This is a genomic window from Nocardioides sp., from assembly GCF_035481145.1.
Lineage (GTDB): Bacteria > Actinomycetota > Actinomycetes > Propionibacteriales > Nocardioidaceae > Nocardioides.
Window position 1 is genome coordinate 1 of record NZ_DATIHB010000067.1, and the last position, 16,823, is coordinate 16,823.

The 16,823-nt window shown below is 70.4% G+C and carries 17 protein-coding genes and 1 tRNA gene; 4 read left to right on the forward strand and 14 right to left on the reverse strand.

Annotated features, from left to right (window positions below):
* Positions 1 to 65: 65 nt before the first annotated feature.
* The 7 genes from VLF38_RS05890 to VLF38_RS05920 all read right to left on the reverse strand — a co-directional run bounded on the left by VLF38_RS05890 (position 66) and on the right by VLF38_RS05920 (position 4,372).
* A complete protein-coding gene (locus VLF38_RS05890; protein WP_325270354.1) occupies positions 66 to 1,580 on the reverse strand; it encodes an HNH endonuclease in 1,515 nt (504 codons plus the stop codon).
* 365 nt (positions 1,581 to 1,945) lie between these two features.
* Complete coding sequence (locus tag VLF38_RS05895) at positions 1,946 to 2,272, reverse strand: hypothetical protein (RefSeq protein WP_325270355.1); 327 nt, start codon at positions 2,270 to 2,272, stop codon at positions 1,946 to 1,948.
* A 103-nt stretch (positions 2,273 to 2,375) separates the two neighbouring features.
* Positions 2,376 to 2,525: a hypothetical protein gene (locus tag VLF38_RS05900; protein WP_325270356.1), complete on the reverse strand. Its 150-nt coding sequence runs from the start codon at positions 2,523 to 2,525 to the stop codon at positions 2,376 to 2,378.
* Complete coding sequence (locus tag VLF38_RS05905; protein ID WP_325270357.1) at positions 2,522 to 2,806, reverse strand: hypothetical protein; 285 nt, start codon at positions 2,804 to 2,806, stop codon at positions 2,522 to 2,524. Before VLF38_RS05905 ends, VLF38_RS05900 begins: the two co-directional genes overlap by 4 nt.
* The gene (locus VLF38_RS05910) at positions 2,803 to 3,129 is read right to left on the reverse strand and encodes a hypothetical protein (protein ID WP_325270358.1); all 327 of its coding nucleotides are present in this window, start codon (positions 3,127 to 3,129) and stop codon (positions 2,803 to 2,805) included. Before VLF38_RS05910 ends, VLF38_RS05905 begins: the two co-directional genes overlap by 4 nt.
* A gap of 717 nt (positions 3,130 to 3,846) precedes the next feature.
* Positions 3,847 to 4,080 (reverse strand): hypothetical protein, encoded by a 234-nt coding sequence (locus VLF38_RS05915; protein ID WP_325270359.1) that lies wholly within the window; start codon positions 4,078 to 4,080, stop codon positions 3,847 to 3,849.
* Positions 4,081 to 4,171: 91 nt separating this feature from the next.
* Positions 4,172 to 4,372, reverse strand: a complete 201-nt coding sequence (locus VLF38_RS05920) for a helix-turn-helix transcriptional regulator (RefSeq protein WP_325270360.1) — start codon at positions 4,370 to 4,372, stop codon at positions 4,172 to 4,174.
* 181 nt (positions 4,373 to 4,553) lie between these two features.
* Between VLF38_RS05920 and VLF38_RS17370 the strand changes: the two genes are divergently transcribed.
* The gene (locus VLF38_RS17370; RefSeq protein WP_414689368.1) at positions 4,554 to 4,748 is read left to right on the forward strand and encodes a helix-turn-helix domain-containing protein; all 195 of its coding nucleotides are present in this window, start codon (positions 4,554 to 4,556) and stop codon (positions 4,746 to 4,748) included.
* Here VLF38_RS17370 and VLF38_RS05925 read toward each other — a convergent pair.
* Together VLF38_RS05925 and dnaG are read right to left on the reverse strand one after the other, a co-directional pair.
* Positions 4,710 to 4,782: transfer RNA gene (locus tag VLF38_RS05925), tRNA-Asn, on the reverse strand. The genes VLF38_RS17370 and VLF38_RS05925 overlap by 39 nt on opposite strands.
* A gap of 84 nt (positions 4,783 to 4,866) precedes the next feature.
* The gene (gene dnaG, locus VLF38_RS05930) at positions 4,867 to 6,780 is read right to left on the reverse strand and encodes a DNA primase (protein ID WP_325270361.1); all 1,914 of its coding nucleotides are present in this window, start codon (positions 6,778 to 6,780) and stop codon (positions 4,867 to 4,869) included.
* A 148-nt stretch (positions 6,781 to 6,928) separates the two neighbouring features.
* Here dnaG and VLF38_RS05935 point away from each other — a divergent pair, with 148 nt between their 5' ends.
* Positions 6,929 to 7,726: a L,D-transpeptidase gene (locus VLF38_RS05935; protein WP_325270362.1), complete on the forward strand. Its 798-nt coding sequence runs from the start codon at positions 6,929 to 6,931 to the stop codon at positions 7,724 to 7,726.
* 91 nt (positions 7,727 to 7,817) lie between these two features.
* A complete protein-coding gene (locus tag VLF38_RS05940; RefSeq protein ID WP_325270363.1) occupies positions 7,818 to 8,750 on the forward strand; it encodes a hypothetical protein in 933 nt (310 codons plus the stop codon).
* Between the two features lie 86 nt (positions 8,751 to 8,836).
* Here VLF38_RS05940 and VLF38_RS05945 read toward each other — a convergent pair whose 3' ends face one another.
* The 5 genes from VLF38_RS05945 to VLF38_RS05965 all read right to left on the reverse strand — a co-directional run bounded on the left by VLF38_RS05945 (position 8,837) and on the right by VLF38_RS05965 (position 14,417).
* On the reverse strand, positions 8,837 to 10,084 hold the full coding sequence (locus VLF38_RS05945; protein WP_325270364.1) for a deoxyguanosinetriphosphate triphosphohydrolase: 1,248 nt from the start codon (positions 10,082 to 10,084) through the stop codon (positions 8,837 to 8,839).
* A 46-nt stretch (positions 10,085 to 10,130) separates the two neighbouring features.
* The gene (locus VLF38_RS05950; protein WP_325270365.1) at positions 10,131 to 10,997 is read right to left on the reverse strand and encodes a mucin-2 protein; all 867 of its coding nucleotides are present in this window, start codon (positions 10,995 to 10,997) and stop codon (positions 10,131 to 10,133) included.
* 123 nt (positions 10,998 to 11,120) lie between these two features.
* The gene (dusB, locus tag VLF38_RS05955; protein ID WP_325270366.1) at positions 11,121 to 12,263 is read right to left on the reverse strand and encodes a tRNA dihydrouridine synthase DusB; all 1,143 of its coding nucleotides are present in this window, start codon (positions 12,261 to 12,263) and stop codon (positions 11,121 to 11,123) included.
* Between the two features lie 47 nt (positions 12,264 to 12,310).
* Positions 12,311 to 12,991 (reverse strand): hypothetical protein, encoded by a 681-nt coding sequence (locus VLF38_RS05960; protein ID WP_325270367.1) that lies wholly within the window; start codon positions 12,989 to 12,991, stop codon positions 12,311 to 12,313.
* A gap of 25 nt (positions 12,992 to 13,016) precedes the next feature.
* The gene (locus VLF38_RS05965) at positions 13,017 to 14,417 is read right to left on the reverse strand and encodes a glycine--tRNA ligase (RefSeq protein WP_325270368.1); all 1,401 of its coding nucleotides are present in this window, start codon (positions 14,415 to 14,417) and stop codon (positions 13,017 to 13,019) included.
* A 167-nt stretch (positions 14,418 to 14,584) separates the two neighbouring features.
* Between VLF38_RS05965 and VLF38_RS05970 the strand changes: the two genes are divergently transcribed.
* Positions 14,585 to 16,823: molybdopterin-dependent oxidoreductase (locus VLF38_RS05970; RefSeq protein ID WP_325270369.1), on the forward strand; the 2,239-nt coding region annotated here is incomplete at its 3' end.

The following is a 16,823-nucleotide window of genomic DNA, read 5'->3' on the forward strand; positions in this document are numbered from 1 at the left end:
CCACGGGTGTAATTCGTGGGGATCCCCCGCCGCACTGTCACGGTTCGCCTTACCCGGTTACGGTTTCACGCGATTTTCGACGGCAGAACGACCCGCGGAGGCCCGGACCGCCGCACGGCCTTGGGTGCTGCGGCAGCGGCCCAGACCGCGGCCTTGATCGCGTCCGTTCGGCCTGACGACACGACCCTCGGCCCGTCCGCGCCCTCGAGGGTGCGGACCTCGAGAACCTGCCCGGTGAGGTGCTCGCTGCCGTCGTGCCGGAAGGTGTCTTCTCGGATCATCCCGCCGAGGCGCGTGACCGCGAGCGCGGTGCGTGCCTCGCCCTTGACCGGCCGGAGTCCCTTGAGGGCGGGGTCCTCGAGCAGCGAGGCACCGACCGTGACGCGCCGGAGACCCGCGGCCTTGACGTGTGCGGCAGCTGCGGCGAGCGTCGGGTGGTCGGTGACCGCCACCACGGTGTCGGGGCCGTCGCGCCATGCCAGGGCGACGGAGACGCCCGCGGAGTACCACGACTCGATCGCTGCCGCGGCGGGCACACCAGCGAGCTGGTCGGCCTCGAGGTCGCCCCACGTGTCGGCATCGGTGATCGGCTCGCCCTTGGTCTCCTTCCGGGCCTTGAGCCGCCACACGTTGAGGTACTGCGCGACGAATCCGGCCATCGGGTCGGGGTCGTCGGCCTGCGGGTCGGCCTCACCCATGAGCGCCTTCTCGTACTTCCGGGCGATCAGCTTGCGGCGGTCCTCGGACCAGTGCGGTGACGCGGCCCGCCAGACCTCCGGGTCGGATGGGTCGGAGCCGGGAGGCGCTCCCCAGAGCAGGAGGCACACCTCGGGGTCGTCCATCGCCAGGGCGTCCGAGATCGCGGTGCGCATGAGCGACGTCGCGCGGCGGTGCGCCGTCGAGGTGAGGTGGATCTGCGGCATGACGCGCTCGAGGGTCGCGGGCTCCATGCCCTCGTTGACGGTCTCGGGCTTGACGTCCCAGCCCTCGTCCACCATGCCGAGGGTGACGTCGTAGCCGTACACCGCGTCCTGCGAGCGGGTCAGCCACCGGTCCCCGGTCCACGTCTCGATGGCTTCCTTGCCGTTGGCCTTGGTAACGGAGTCCTTCCCCCACTTGGCTGTGGCCCACACCCACGCGCCGCGCTGGATCTCGCGGCAGATCGCGAGGTCCGAGCCGGTGTGCATCACGAGCTGGGTCTCGCCGAAGAGGTGCGCGAACGCGAGGCGCCACAGCGCGACCGTCCGCATGCGCACGGACTTGCCCGCGCGCCGCGGTGCGGAGTCGATGAAGGTGCGGAACACGAGGACGCCGTCCGCGTCGTGCGCGAGCTGGAGCGTGATGGCGAGCCGCTGCCACCAGCGGAGCCGGATGCCCAGCTCCTCACGCGCCCAGGCGATCACCTCGGGTCCGTACGACCCCACGGCGTGCGCGGGCGGGCGCGTCATCCACAGCGGCGCCGCGGCGTCCTTGGGGACGTCGGCGAACTCGGCCAGCCAGGGCACCGAGCGGAGGTACTCCGGGTCCCACGCGAGATCGGCGCGGGTCTCGATGGGCTTGCCGGTGGCGTTGCTCGGCACGGGCAGGGCGAAGCCGGAAAGGACTGGTTGGGAAAGAGCCTCGGGGGGAGAGAAAGGCAGGGACGGGGGCTGCCGGGGGCTGTTGCCGTCGGGGAAAACTCCGGCCTCTCGGAGCGCGTCGGCCTTGGCCTTGGCGATCACCACGGATTGTGCGGAGCGGTCACTGCATGCGCGATGCTCCGGCCGCCAGTTGCTCATGTCCCACGTCAGCTCGGGGTGCTCGGCCCGTGACTTGATGTGGCCGATGACCCACGGCCTCGAGCCATCCACCGGCTCGGTGCACCACGGGCACGGGCGGGGTAGCCACGTGGCCACCACCGCCCGTGCCTCGGTCACTGCCCGGCCGGACCATTTCCGGTGTGGGTTCACGTCTGCGCCTCCGGCCGGTGCCAGCGCTCGAGACGGTGGGCCACGAGCAGGTCACACGCGGCGAGGTAGTTGGCGCCCTCGGCCTGCCACTGATGGCCCTTGCAGTAGGCGCGGGTGGGTACGTCGTGCACGGACTGGCCGAGCAGGTCCACCTCCACGTCGACACCGGAGTAGGTGCAGGTGGTCCAGCCGTAGAGCGCACGGCGCTCGGCCTCGACCTCGGCCGGGTCCTGGTCGGCGTAGAGGTGGCAGGTCAGGCAGCGCCGTGCGCCGTACTCGGTGAGCCGGATCTCGTGCTCGGCGTGGGCAGGGTGGATCGTCATGGCCCCTCGCAATCCTGTGCGGCGTGGACCTCGAGCACGGTCGAGTAGTCGCCGTCCCAGCAGTCGACGTCGGCGCCACAGTCGGGGCACACCACGGGCTCGTTCATCGGTCACCCCAGACGGTCAGGCGCTCACGCTCGAACCGGGCGTCAGGCTCGACCTCGGCTCGATGGCGGGGCTCGTACGGTTCGGGCCACTCAGCCGTGAAGCCGAGCGGGGCTACGTGGGCGGTCTCGGCACGGTGCTTGCTCACGGCTTCACCCCCGGTGCGTGGGTGCCGAGTTCGTGGTAGGCGGGGTGGCAGGACTCGCACGGGCAGGTGACCGGCACGGGTGCGAGGCGGGTGGTGTCGGAGCCCTCGGCGAGCCATCCGGTCTGCACGGCGTACCGGACGGCGCGCCACGTCTGGTCCGGTCCGGAGCCGAGGCGGGCGCCCAGGACACCGCGCTCACCGAGCCAGATGCCGGTGCGGGGGTTGCGGTGTGCGCGTGCGAAGAGGACGACGCGGAGCCAGAGCGGCTGGACGGTGCTCACTGCCACACCTGCCCGCACTGCTCGCAGACGGTCTCGCCCGACAGGAACGACGTGATGATGTGCGGGTCGCAGGCCGGGCGCGGGGCCTCGGCCACCGCGGTGCTCGTCCCCATAGCTGCCAGATCAGCGAGCACGTCGAGCCCGCACTCGAGAGCGGCGATGGCGTCGAGGACGGCCTCGTGGGCGGCCTGCGGCGTGTCCGGGGTGCAGGTGACTACCCGGGCGCGTCGTACGGCCTCGAGGGCGGTGTCGATGGCCGTCTCGACCGCGGTGGGCTTGCGCTCGGTGCCGTTGAGGCGCTGGGTGAGTGGATCGAGGGTCATCGTCGTGCCTTTCGTGGGGCGGTGCGTCGGGTGGTGGTGTCTGGGATGGCCATCGCGCAGATGGGGCACGGGATGGCCTTGGTCTCGGTGGCGGGGACGTCGTCTAGCCATCCGGCTCGGCAGGTGGTGTGTGCGCACTGGCAGCCCTGCCGCCTGCACCGGCGCTCCCACTCGTCACCCCGGCTCATGAGGTGCCTGCCTTGGCGGTGCGAATGCGGGCCCTGACGGCGTCGAGGTCCACGACCTCGCGCGCGTGCCCTGTGGTTACTGACTGCTGCACCACGGGCGTTTCAGATAGTTGGTTCTTTGTCTCTTCCCCGGGTGTGTGGACCCGGGGTGTCGGGGTCTGTGGACCCGGGGTACCCGGGGTCTGTGGACCCGGGGTCTGTGGACCCGGGGTAGAGAGGGTCTGTGGACCCGGGGTGTGGATAAGCACGTGAGAGCCATCGGCGGGGCACTCAGGCGGGCAAGGGCACGTGATTACGTACTGACTCGAGCGCCCAGGGCGGTTGAGGATCACCAACTCCCCCAGCGCCTCGAGGGAGCGCACAAGGCGCCTCACGTGGCGCTCGTCGGCCACGTTCGCCATGAACGCCAGACGGTCGATGGACGGCCACGCTCCCGCCACCCCGACGTGGTCGGCGATGCTCGCCAAGAGCAGCTTGGCGGTGCCCTGCGCCCTCGAGTGGTAGAGCACGCGCTTGGTGTCGGCGTAGGTCACGGCAGGACCACCGTCAGATCGACGTAGAGGCCATCGGCCCGCGTGAACGCCGTGACGTGGGGCGACAGTTCCACGTCTACGGGCACGTCCCAGCAGTCAGGCGGGCAGTGATCGGCAGCGGTCACCACGTGGGCCACGACGTCCTCACCGAGCGTGGCGCAGACCACGGCGTCAGCGGGGTACTGCTCGAGCAGCGCGACCAGCTCGCGCACGGTCAGGTTGACGCTCACCGCGTGCCCCTGTCGAGGAGCACGAAGAGGCAGATGATGAAGCCGAGCCAGCCGAGGGCCTGCACGACGTAGGTCAGGGCGACGACGACGCTCATGGCGCCTCCACGAGGCGCGAGAGCGGCACGTCGAGGAGCGTGGCGAGGGCGAGGACGTCATCGACCGACCACCGCGTGCGGCCGACGAGGCGGCTCGTCACGGAAGTCCGGTGGAGCCCTAGGGCGTCACCGATCTGCGCATGCGTGAGGTCGGAGGCTTCAACGGCCTGCCGAATCAGGAGGTGCGGATTGGGCATGGCGCACAGCCTGCCCGGATGTGAACGTGATTGTGCGGATTCTGCACACCTCGGCGTGTCGTGATGCTGACGTGGCTGTCGCCATATCCGTCATGGTGTTACCTTTTCGCACATGACAGCGCAGGAATACGAGACCGAGACGCCCCTCTCCGTAGTGGCGCGCGTGAACGTCAAGGCCGAGATGGCCCGCCGGGGCTGGCGCCAAGAGGACATGGCGCGGCACCTCATGATGCCCAGGGCGACGCTGGCCAGCCGTTGCAGCGGACGGACCCCGTGGACGCTGGACGAAATGCAGAAAGCGGCATCCGTGTTTCGGATGCCGCTCTCTGAACTGTTGCTCCCCCGGCTGGACTCGAACCAGCAACCCTTCGATTAACAGTCGAATGCTCTGCCAATTGAGCTACAGGGGAATGCCTTGCGGCGGGCGAAACCATACCAACCACCGAGGCCGCCGGGAAAATCGGCCCCACCCCCGGTCTGCGACACCGCAGGGGTCAGCCGCCGAGGGCACCTTCACGCAGCGTCCGGCGCCGCTGCTCGAGCGCCATCAGCTCCTGGAACATCCGGTTGTACTCGACCGGATCCTGCTGCGGACTGGTCCGTTGGAGGCGCGACTTCACGTCGGCGATGCGCCGCGCGGCAGTCAGCTCCAGGAGCTTGTTGACGTGCTGCACGACGTACGCCGTGTCGGGCTCACGAGGGGAGAGAACAGGTTCGACGGCGAGGGCGCTCAGTGCCGCCATCGCCAGCGGGTCGGTGATCCGGTCGCGCAGGAGAGAGGTCCACCCCGTGTCGGCGGCGCCCGCTGCCGGGCCCCCCGAGGCCGCGACGGCCTGCCAGACCCCGGCGTACGTCGGGTGGGTGAAGTCGTGGACGGAGACGTCGCGCGCGGCGTTGGCGACCGCGCCCGGGTGTTGGAGGACCAGCTTGAGGGTCTCGCGCTCGAGCGCGAAGCGCGGGTCGCGGAGATTCGGCAGCGCGGGCGGCTGAGGGGCTGTCGACCCAGCGGCAGCGGTCTCGTGCCCCGCGGCGGGGCGCTGCTGTGCGGCCGGACGACCCTGGTCGCGGCCACCGCGGGCGGCGCGGGCTGTCGCGCGGCGCACCTCCGCGCGGGCCTCGTCGGGGTCGATGCCGATGGAGGAGGCCAGCTCGCGGGTGAACGCCTCCACCTTGGACTTGTCACGCACTGACGAGACCAGGCCGGCGGCCTCGCGCAGCGCGTCGACCCGGCCGTCGGCACGGTCGAGGTCGTAGCGGGTCAACACGTTGGAGAGCACGAAGCGGTAGAGCGGGGTGCGACCCGAGATCAGCTCGCGGACCGCTTCGTCGCCCTTCGCCAGGCGGAGGTCGCAGGGGTCCATCCCCGACGGCTCGACGGCGACGTAGGTCTGGGACACGAAGTTCTGGTCGCCGCCGAAGGCCCGCAGCGCCGCCTTCTGGCCCGCCGCGTCGCCATCGAAGGTGAAGATCACCTCGCCGCGGAGCTCGCCGTGGTCGCCCATGAAGCGCCGCAGCACGCGCGCGTGGTCGTCACCGAACGCCGTGCCGCAGGTCGCCACGGCGGTGCCGACGCCGGCGAGGTGACAGGCCATCACGTCGGTGTAGCCCTCGACGATCACCGCCTGCGAGGAGCGGCCGATCTCCTTGCGGGCCAGGTCGAGGCCGTAGAGGACGTGCGACTTCTTGTAGATCGGCGACTCAGGTGTATTGAGGTACTTCGCCTCGATCCGGTCGTCGTCGTAGAGCCGGCGGGCACCGAAGCCGATCACCTCGCCGTTGGCCTCGCGGATCGGCCAGAGCAGCCGGCCGCGGAAGCGGTCGTAGTGGCTGCGTCCCTGGCCCACGAGCCCCGAGGTGACCAGCTCGTCGGGCGAGAACCCCTTCTGCCGCAGGTGCCGGAAGAGGATCTCGCCGTCGCGCGGCGCGTAGCCGACGCCGAACGTCGCCGCGGCCTCCTGGTCGAAGCCACGTGATCCGAGGAACTGGCGCGCCGCGAGGGCATCGGGCGTGGTGAGCTGGTCGACGTAGAACTCCGCGGCGAGCCGGTGCGCCTCGATGAGCCGGCCGCGTGCCGGACCACGCGGGCCCTGGGGTGCGTCGCCCTCCTCGCGGCGGAGCTGGATGCCGGTCTTGTCGGCCAGCCGCTCGACCGCCTCGGTGAAACTGAGGCCGTCGATCTTCATGAGGAAGTTGATGACGTCACCGCCCTCCCCACAGCCGAAGCAATGGAAGAAGCCGCGGCTCGGGGTGACGTGGAAGGAGGCGGACTTCTCGTCGTGGAACGGGCAGAGCCCCTTCATCGAGCCGCCGCCGGCGTTGCGGAGCGTGACGTAGCCGGACACGACGTCGTCGATCCGCGCCTTCTCGCGGACCTCGGCGATGTCCTCGTCACGGATCCGTCCAGCCACGTGCGGAGCCTACACACGGGCTCCCGCGCGGGATCCGCGCGTGACCCGCGCAATAGGCCTGGCGAAACCTCCCTTTCCCGGCACGTGTTGTGGAAGCATGTGCAACGGTCCAAAGAGGGTGGACCGGACATCATGGGAAGTAGAAGACGTGTCGGGTACTGAGGGCCGCGGAGCATCGTGGTTCACGTCGGTGATCATCGCCGTCGTGGCGTGCGGGTTGCTCGCGTTCGCGATGCTCACCGTCCAGAAGCAGGAGCCCGAGCCGGCGCCCGTCGACCAGGCCGCCGCGCTGCGTGACAAGGGCTTCGCCACCACCCACACGAAGACCCCGCGCGCACCGCTCGACCCCTATCCGGGCAAGGCGACGACCGGCCTGGTCGTGCACCCCAACCGGACCGTCGGGCTGTACGACGCCCCCAACGGCAAGCCGTTCGCCAAGCTGAACCCCCAGGAGTTCGGCGACTCCTGGTTCCCCGCGATCGCCCGAGCCGGCGGCTGGCTGCAGATCATGCTCCCCTCGAAGCCCAACGGCTCGACCGGATGGGTGCGGGCGGGGCACATGGCGACCAGCCACACGCCGTACGTGATCCGGATCCACCTCAAGTCGACGCAGCTCGAGCTCTACCGCGACCGCGCCCTCGTCGGTGCCTGGCGCGTCGCCGTCGGCGCACCCGGCACCCCGACGCCGACCGGACGCACGTTCGTCCTCGGCCAGTTCACGGACCCGAAGCAGAGCTTCTCCCCGGTGATCCTCCCGCTGGGCACACACAGCGCGACCCTCGACAACTACGGCGGTGGTCCGGGCACCGTCGCGATCCACGGCTGGACCGACAACAAGGTCTTCGGCAAGGCCGTGAGCCACGGCTGCGTCCGGGTGCCTCGTGAGGCGCTCTTCCAGCTGCGACAGGTGCCGGTGGGCACGCTCGTGATGATCGACGCGAACTGAGCCAAAAACACTTCAACAACAACCGTCACGAAACGGATCTTGCTCCGTTGACAAGACAGAACGCTGAAAAGCAACGAAGGGAACAACCAACATGAAGCGAGAGCTGAAGGCCGCCGTCGGCGCCACGGCGCTCCTCGCCGGCGCGGCCACCGTGGTCGTCGTCGGTGGCGCCACCTCCGGCACCGCCGCGGGCACGCCGTCGTCCGCATACGGCATCACGGCCTCGCTGGCCGGCAACGAGCTGCTGGCCCCCACGCCGTACGTCGTCTCCACGACCGGCGCGCCCGAGAGCGACAGCCTCGCGACCGTTCCGGTCCCCGACCTCGCCAACGTCGGCCTGGTCGAGGTGACGGCGGAGAACAACCACGCCACCTCCAACGTCGCCGGTGTGACGGTCGAGGCCACCGGCCTGGCTGCGGTCACCGACGCCCTCGCCCCCGTCCTGGACCCGCTCCGCGACGGCTGCGACCAGCTCGCTGCGGCCACCGAGGTCCCGCTCAACCAGGTCAGTGGCGCGGTCACCGACCTCGTCAACCAGCTCGGTTCGGCGATCGGCAACCCGGTCCTGACCGCTCCGCTGGTCGAGCAGGTCGAAGTCCTCGGCAACCTCAACGCGGTCTGCGACACGCTCGACGACCTCGGTCAGCTGATCAGCATCGGCGCCATCACGGCGGAGTGCACCGGCAAGACCGGCGTCAGCACCGTCGGCGACATCTCGCTCCTCGGCCTCCCGGTCGTGCTTCCGGAGGGCGTCAACCAGGCCCTCTCTGACGGAGCCCTGGGCGCGCTCGCCCCGGTCCTCGACCTGAAGCTCAACACGCAGACGACGAACGCCGACGGCACCTTCTCGGTCACCGCCCTGGAGCTCGACGTGCTGGCCGCTGCCGGCGACCCGGTCGTGCACCTCGAGATCGGCCACGTGACCTGTGGCAACGTCACCAACGACGTGGACCCGACCGACCCGGCCGTGCCGGCCGCGCCGAAGCCGACGCCGATCAAGACGGACGTCCCGGTCACCGGCTGACGTCTCGCCTGAACGCCACGAGGCCCGTCCTGCTCTCCGGAGCAGGGCGGGCCTCGTCGTTCGTGCACCGCCCGGTCGCGGGAGGCTCAGACCAGCCGTGCGTGCCAGGCGTGGGCCGAGGCGTCGGTCAGCGAGGCGACCTGGTCGAGCACGACCCGCAGCCGCGCGGCGTCGTCCGCGGTGGCGTGCCAGTCCTCGGCGTACATCGGGTCCAGGCCGCTGGCTCCGCGCGCGAGGAGCGCCTCGACGAGCTCACGGAGCAGCACGCGCTGTCGCTCCTGCAGCTCGAGGCGGTGGGCCGACTGCATGACGTAGTGGGCGGCGACGCCCTTCAGCACGGCGATCTCCGTGGCCGTGGCGCGCGGCACCACCAGCTCGGCCTCGTAGCGAGCGATCGGTCCGTCGTACGCCGCGAACGTCGCCGCCTGCACGCTGCCGCAGAACCGCCCGATGAGGTCGCTGGTGAGGTTCTTCAGGGCTGCCAGGGAGCGCCGGGTGCCGTCGTACGGCGTCGTGGGCCAGCCGCCGACCGTCATCAGGTCCGTGAGGGCCGCATCGAGCTCGGCGTCGGACGCACGCGGGAGATACCAGCCGCGGACCGTCTCCCAGGTGGCGGCGCGCTCCCCCGCGTCGGCGAGGCGGCCGAGGTCGACCAGGCCGGCGACGACACCGTCCTCGACGTCGTGGACCGAGTAGGCCACGTCATCGGCGAGATCCATCACCTGCGCCTCGATGCAGCGCCGGCTGCCCTCCACGCCGTCGCGGAGCCAGGAGAAGACCGGCAGGTCGTCCTCGTACACCCCGAACTTCGCGCCCGGTGCCGGCCGGCGCCAGGGGTACTTCGTGCACGCGTCGAGCGTCGCCCGGGTCAGGTTGAGACCGACCGAGCGGCCGTTCGCGTCGACGGACTTCGACTCCAGGCGCGTGAGGATCCGCAGGGTCTGGGCGTTGCCCTCGAAGCCACCGCACGCGCCGGCCAGCTCGTCGAGCACGGCCTCCCCGTTGTGGCCGAACGGCGGATGGCCGAGGTCGTGCGCCAGGGCCGCCGTCTCGGTGATGTCGGGGTGGCAGCCCAGCGCACGCGCCAGGTCACGGGCGACCTGCGCCACCTCCAGGCTGTGGGTGAGCCGGTTGCGCACGAAGTCGTCGGAGCGCGGGTCGACGACCTGCGTCTTCGCTGCCAGCCGGCGCGACGCAGCGGCGTGCACGACGCGTGCCCGGTCCCGCTCGAACGGCGTGCGCTCGGGCGCGTCGACCCGCTTGGGCGGCTCGGGCACGAGGCGCTCGCGCGCGTGTGCGTCGTAGAACGCGTCAGGGTCCGGGTGGCTGCTCATCGACGATGAGACTAGCCAGTCCCGGACCCTGCGGAGTGCGCGTGGGTCAGTAGACCTTCACGTGCACGTGGTCGTAGTGGTTGGCCGTGGCCGACCCGCGGTCCGACATGCCCTTCCAGCCGTGGCCGGGCATCCAGATCTGCTGACGCCAGATGACGTCCTCGATGCCGAACTCGGAGGCGTGCGCGATCAGGAACTCGGCGATCGCCGTGCCCAGTGCAACGTCGGACGTCATGATGTCGATCGCCTCGCCACTGACGTGCTCGCCGTGCGGGTCACGACCGCCGTACGTCGAGATCTGCGGGAAGTTCGCGCACACGGAGCTGAGGACGTACTGGGCGGCCGAGGTGAGGCCGAGCGTGCTGCCGCCGGTCGCGGCGCAGGGGCCGGTCGACAGGCCCGCGCCGGCGATGATCGGCTCGCTCTCGGAGAGGTTGCCCGCCTTGACCCAGCGCGGCTTGCGCTGACGGAGGATCTCCACGCGGCCGTAGCGCTCCCGGCCGGTGATCAGGACGTGGGTGCCGGCCTCGACCGTGCCGAGCTTCTTGGCCCGGTCGCCGGGCAGCGACCACAGGGTGAGGTCGTCGGTCGTCCACAGGCGGACGTGCGCGTTCTTGACGGCGCGCGCAGTTGCCTGGCGCTCGATCTCCGCGGGGGTCCACGCGACGCGCGGGACACTGCGGGAAACCTGGGGCGCACGCGTCGCCGTCGCCGTTCCCGCGTCGGTGGCGGCGAAGGAGGCACCGATATCCGCGGTCGCCGGGACGCCGCCGGCGGCGACGACGCCGAGACCGACGGGAGCGAGGGTCGCCACGAGGGCGAAGGGGGCTGCGATCTTCACGGCACGGCGGGAGATACGGCGGCCGAACGGGTTCATGCGGGCAATCGGGCTCCGCTGGTGGCTGTCGGCCACTGCGCATGCCTCCTTGGCTCGGGGTCATGGAAAAGCGCCGCAGGTGAGCAGCGCCGCGGTCCACCATGCCATGCTTGCTGGCTGCTAGCAGCATCGTCGGTCACAGCACGGGAGTGAGGCCGGTCACCCACCCGTGGTGTCGTGGGCGTCCTCGGCGATGACACAGCCGTGGCCGTCGGTGTCGTCGAGCCACCCCGCCGGCAGCACGACCCGCTTGCGCGGCGCGCCCTGGCGACCTCGCGGCGTGCCGAGCTCCTGGACCGGGAACGGCGCCGCCGGGTCGAGCTCAGCGATCAGCGCGTCGAGATCCGCGAGCGTATCGACGAGGGCCAGCCGGTGCCGCAGCTCGCCGCCTGCGGGAAACCCCTTGAGGTACCACGTCACGTGCTTGCGGATCTCCTTGCAGCCCCGCTCCTCCCCCATGTGTTCCACCAGCAGCTCGGCATGGCGCCGCAGCATCAGGCTCACCTCGCCGAGGTTGGGCAGCGTCGCGACCTGCTCGCCGGTGAACGCCGCGGCGAGGTCGCGGAAGAGCCACGGGCGGCCGAGGCAGCCGCGGCCGACCACGACGCCGTCCACGCCGGTCTCCTCGACCATGCGGACCGCGTCGGCGGCTTCCCAGATGTCACCGTTGCCGAGCACCGGGATGTGGTCGAGGCTCGCCTTGAGCTCGGCGATCGCCTCCCAGTCGGCCTCACCGGAGTAGGCCTGCTCGACCGTGCGTCCGTGGAGCGCGATCGCGGCACACCCGCTCTCCTGCGCGATCCGGCCGGCATCGAGGTAGGTCAGGTGGTCGGCGTCGATGCCCTTGCGGGTCTTCATCGTCACCGGTACGTCGAAGGGCGCAGCAGCCGCGACGGCCTTCTCCAGGATCTCGCCCAACAGGTTCCGCTTCCAGGGCAGGGCACCGCCACCGCCCTTGCGGGTCACCTTCGGCACGGGGCAGCCGAAGTTGAGGTCGATGTGCGCGACGCCGTACTCCGCACAGAGGATCTCCGCCGCCTTGCCGACGTAGATCGGGTCGGTGCCGTAGAGCTGCACGCTGCGGACCGACTCGAGCTCGTCGAAGACGAGCATCTTCTTCGTCGTCTCGTCACCCTCGACCAGGCCGCGGGAGGTGATCATCTCGCAGACGTAGAGGCCTGCTCCCTGCTCGGCACAGAGCCGGCGGTACGCCGCGTTGGTGATGCCTGCCATCGGCGCGAGCACGACGGGGGTGTCGACGCGGAGGGACCCGAGCTGCAGGTGGGTGGGCAGGGAGGACATGCCCCGATTCTCTCAGGTCGGGCGCATCCTCCCGAATGCGCGGAGCCTCAGCCCTTGGTGGCCGTCGGGGACGGCTTCGCGGCAGGCTTCTTCGCCGGCTTCTTCGGCGTCGGCGACGGGCTCGGCGTGGTCACCTCGCCGGGCCAGGTGATGAAGTCGCCGACGGCCGGCTGGAGCACCATCTGGTCGACCGGGCTGGAGGGCACGTAGACGAGGCAGACCGTCGCCTCCGCGCCCTTCGCGAACTTCTTCGGCAGGACGCCGCGCGGGCACTTGTCGAACCGCATGTCCGGGCGGAGGTCCGCCGGCGGGTTGAGCAGGCCGTCACCGGTGTCGAGGTGCAGCGGGAGCCGTGCCGCGGGCATGCCGCCGAGGTCGGTGGCGCCGAGGTTCGTGATCTGGATCGTCACGTAGTAGAGGTGCGGGTCCTTCGGCGGCGGCGTGATCCTGATCCGCGCGACGTCCTTCGCGGTGCCCGCGGTGATCTTCTCCACCGAGACCCCGACGATCCCCTTGGTGTTCTGGTCCGGCGCCCAGGTGAGGTTGGCGGCCTCACCCAGCTCGAGCTCCTCGCCGCTCGGGGTCAGCGTGACACCGGCGGTCACCGTCGGCTTCGCCGTCGGCTCGGTCTTCTCCTTCTTCTCTCCCCCACAGCCGGTGAGGCCGAGGGAGAGAGCCAGGAGGGCGACAGAGCCAGCGAGGAAGCGACGGTTTCCGCGAGAGGTCATGCGCGCATTGTGCACCCGGTGCGGGTCAGCAGCCGAGCAGGCGCTCCGCGAAGTACCGCGAGATGCCGTCGAGGCTGATCCGCTCCTGGGCCATCGAGTCGCGCTCGCGGACGGTCACCGCATCGTCCTCGAGGGTGTCGAAGTCGACGGTGACGCAGTACGGCGTACCGACCTCGTCCTGGCGGCGGTAGCGCTTGCCGATGGCGCCGGCGTCGTCGAAGTCGACGTTCCAGTTCTGGCGGAGCTCGGCGGCCAGTGCCTTCGCCTTCGGCGAGAGGTCGGCGTTGCGGCTCAGCGGGAGCACCGCCACCTTCGTCGGCGCCAGGCGCGGGTCGAGGCGCAGCACGACGCGCTTGTCGACGCCGCCCTTCGTGTTGGGCGCCTCGTCCTCGTGGTACGCGTCGACCAGGAAGGTCATCAGGCTGCGCGACAGGCCCGCTGCCGGCTCGATGACGTACGGCGTGTAGCGCTCGTTGTTGGCCTGGTCGAAGTAGGACAGGTCCTTGCCGGAGTGCTTGCTGTGCGTGCCGAGGTCGAAGTCGGTGCGGTTGGCGATGCCCTCGAGCTCGCCCCACTCCGAGCCGGCGAAGTTGAAGCGGTACTCGATGTCGACGGTCCGCTTGGAGTAGTGGCTCAGCTTCTCGGCAGCGTGCTCGTAGTGGCGCAGGTTGTCCGGGTTGATCCCGAGGCCGGTGTACCAGGCGGTGCGCTCGTCGATCCAGTACTGGTGCCAGTCCTCGTCCTCGCCCGGCTTGACGAAGAACTCCATCTCCATCTGCTCGAACTCGCGCGTGCGGAAGATGAAGTTGCCCGGCGTGATCTCGTTGCGGAACGACTTGCCGATCTGCGCGATGCCGAACGGGGGCTTCATCCGCTGCGACGTCACGACGTTCGCGAAGTTGAGGAAGATGCCCTGCGCGGTCTCGGGGCGCAGGTAGTGCAGGCCCGACTCGTCCTCGATGACGCCGAGGTAGGTCTTCAACATCATCTGGAAGTCGCGCGACTCGGTCCACGAGCCGCGGGCGCCGCAGTTGGGGCAGGCGACGACGTCGTTGATGTTGACGTCGTCCGGGTTCTCGATGCCCTTCTTCTCCGCGTAGTCCTCCTGCAGGTGGTCCTCGCGGAAGCGCTTGTGACAGGACTGGCACTCGGTCAGCGGGTCGGTGAAGGTGCCGACGTGGCCGGACGCCACCCAGGTCTCACGCGGGAGGATGATCGAGGAGTCGAGGCCGACGACGTCCTCGCGGCCCTGCACCATCGCCTTCCACCACTGGCGCTTGATGTTCTCCTTGAGTTCAACGCCGAGCGGCCCGTAGTCCCAGGCGGAGCGGGTGCCCCCGTAGATCTCGCCGCACGGGTAGACGAATCCACGACGCTTGGCGAGGGAGACGACGGTGTCGACAGTGCTGGCGGGGGCCTTGGCCACGATGGTGCTCCTGGAAATCTCTCGATCCGGCTGGCTGCCGACTCGGCTCGGGCGAAGCGTACCGAGACAGCCGGGGCACGCCGGAAGCGGCGTACGGACCTTGACCGCACGGCCACCACACGCGATTATGACAGTCGTCATAATCGTCGTACGCCGAGGAGGCCACCGTGACCGAGTGGCAGAAGTCCGCCTGCATCCTGTGCGAGTGCAACTGCGGGATCGAGGTGCAGGTCGAGGACCGGCAGCTGGTCCGGATCCGGGGCGACAAGTCGCACGCCAGCTCCGAGGGCTACACGTGTGAGAAGCCGCTGCGCCTGGACCGCTACCAGAACGGCACCGCCCGGCTCACCTCTCCCCTGCGTCGTCGCCCGGACGGCACCTTCGAGGAGATCTCGTGGGACGTCGCCATCGCGGAGATCGCCGACCGCCTGGCAGCGATCCGCGACGAGCACGGCGGCGACAAGATCTTCTTCTACGGAGGCGGCGGGCAGGGCAACCATCTCGGTGCCACCTACGGGCAGTCCCTCCAGGCCGCCCTCGGCGCGAAGTACCGCTCCAACGCACTCGCCCAGGAGAAGACCGGCGAGATGTACGTCGACGGGCGCCTCTACGGCGGCCATACCAAGGGCGACTTCGAGCACGCCGAGGTCGTGGTCTTCATCGGCAAGAACCCGTGGCAGTCGCACTCCTTCCCACGTACCCGGCCGGTGCTCAAGGAGATGGCCGCCGACCCCGAGCGCTGCATGGTGGTACTCGACCCGCGGCGCAGCGAGACCGCCGCGATGGCGGACATCCACCTCCAGGTGAAGCCGGGCACCGACGCCTGGTGCATCGCCGCGATGGTGGGTGTCCTGGTCCAGGAGGACCTGGTCGACCACGACTTCATCGACCGGCACACCACCGGCGCACTGCCGGTGCTGACGGCGTTCGCGGACGTGGACGTCCCGGACTTCGCCGCACGCTGCGGCGTGCCCGAGGAGCTGATCCGCACGACGGCCCGCCGGATCGCCGCCGCGGAGAGCGTCTGCACCTACGAGGACCTCGGCATCCAGCAGGCGCCGCACAGCACGCTCAACTCCTACATGCAGAAGATGCTCTGGATCCTGACAGGCAACTTCGCCAAGCAGGGTGGCATGTTTCTGCACTCGACCTTCGCGCCGATCGCCGGTGCTGCTCCGGGCGGCGGAGGGGCGAGCCGGCGACCGAGGTCCCCGCTGCAGCGCGCTCTCGCCGGCCTGCAGTCCGCGGCGGTCGACGGTGCCGGTGCTGCCGCGATCCGCCTGCCCGCCTTCCTGCCCGATGCCGTCGCCGCGCCGCTGGCCCACCGGATGCGCGGCCCGGTCGCCGCCGTCGCGAACGGTCCGGCCCCCAAGGCCGGCCCGCCGCGCACCCCCGCGGCCGACCGTCGTACGCCGGTGACCGGCGCCCGGATCATCGCCGGCCTGGTCCCGTGCAACTCGATCGCGGACGAGTGCCTGGGTGACCACCCCGACCGGTTCCGCGCGCTGTGGCTGGACAGCACCAACCCGGCCCACTCGCTGGCCGACTCGGCGTCGTTCAAGCGCGCGATGGAGGCCGTCGACCTCAGTGTCGTCATCGACGTCGCGATGACCGAGACCGCGCGCCTCGCCGACTACGTCCTGCCGGCGTCGACCCAGTTCGAGAAGTGGGAGTGCACGTTCTTCAACGTCGACTTCCCGAAGAACGTCTTCCACCTGCGCCGTCCCGCGATGGAGCCGCTGGCCGGCACGCTCCCGGAGCCCGAGATCTATGCCCGGCTGCTGCGCCGGCTCGGGGCCGCGGACGAGTCGGTCCTCGCGCCGCTGCGCCGGGCCGCCCGCAAGGGCCGGACCCAGTTCGCCATCGCGTTCTTCGCCGCCGTCGCCGCGAACCCGAAGCTGATGGGGATCGCCGGCTACCTGCTGTACGAGACGCTCGGCGAGGTGCTGCCCGAGGGCAACCGCGGTGCCGCGTCACTGTGGGGTGTCAGCCAGCTCTGCACGATGGCCAACCCGGCGGCGACGGCACGCGCCGGCTTCACCGGGGAGGGCTTCGAGCCCGGCAACGCGCTCTTCGAGCGGATCCTGACCGGCGAGGCGGTCACCTTCACGGTCGACGACTACCAGGACGCGTGGAACTACACGCGGCGACCGGACCGCCGGTTCACCCTCGAGGTGCCCGAGCTGCTGGAGCACCTGCGCGGGTTGGCCACGGCGGAGAGCTCGTGGACGACCGAGGAGTTCCCGGTCGTGCTCTCCGCGGGCGAACGGCGCGCCTTCACCGCGAACACGATCATCCGTGACCCCTCGTGGCGCCGGCGCGATGCGGCAGGAGCGCTCCGCATTGCCCCGGCGGACGCCGCGGCGTACGGCGTGGAGACGGGCGACTCGCTGCGCATCATCACCG

What these genes read in the sequence shown, in the direction of transcription:
- VLF38_RS05910 (WP_325270358.1), bottom strand. Translation starts at nt 3,129, where the DNA reads ATGACCCTCGATCCACTCACCCAGCGCCTCAACGGCACCGAGCGCAAG.
- VLF38_RS17370 (WP_414689368.1), top strand. Translation starts at nt 4,554, where the DNA reads ATGGCCCGCCGGGGCTGGCGCCAAGAGGACATGGCGCGGCACCTCATG.
- VLF38_RS05895 (WP_325270355.1), bottom strand. Translation starts at nt 2,272, where the DNA reads ATGACGATCCACCCTGCCCACGCCGAGCACGAGATCCGGCTCACCGAG.
- VLF38_RS05945 (WP_325270364.1), bottom strand. Translation starts at nt 10,084, where the DNA reads ATGAGCAGCCACCCGGACCCTGACGCGTTCTACGACGCACACGCGCGC.
- VLF38_RS05920 (WP_325270360.1), bottom strand. Translation starts at nt 4,372, where the DNA reads ATGCCCAATCCGCACCTCCTGATTCGGCAGGCCGTTGAAGCCTCCGAC.
- VLF38_RS05960 (WP_325270367.1), bottom strand. Translation starts at nt 12,991, where the DNA reads ATGACCTCTCGCGGAAACCGTCGCTTCCTCGCTGGCTCTGTCGCCCTC.
- VLF38_RS05940 (WP_325270363.1), top strand. Translation starts at nt 7,818, where the DNA reads ATGAAGCGAGAGCTGAAGGCCGCCGTCGGCGCCACGGCGCTCCTCGCC.
- dusB (WP_325270366.1), bottom strand. Translation starts at nt 12,263, where the DNA reads ATGTCCTCCCTGCCCACCCACCTGCAGCTCGGGTCCCTCCGCGTCGAC.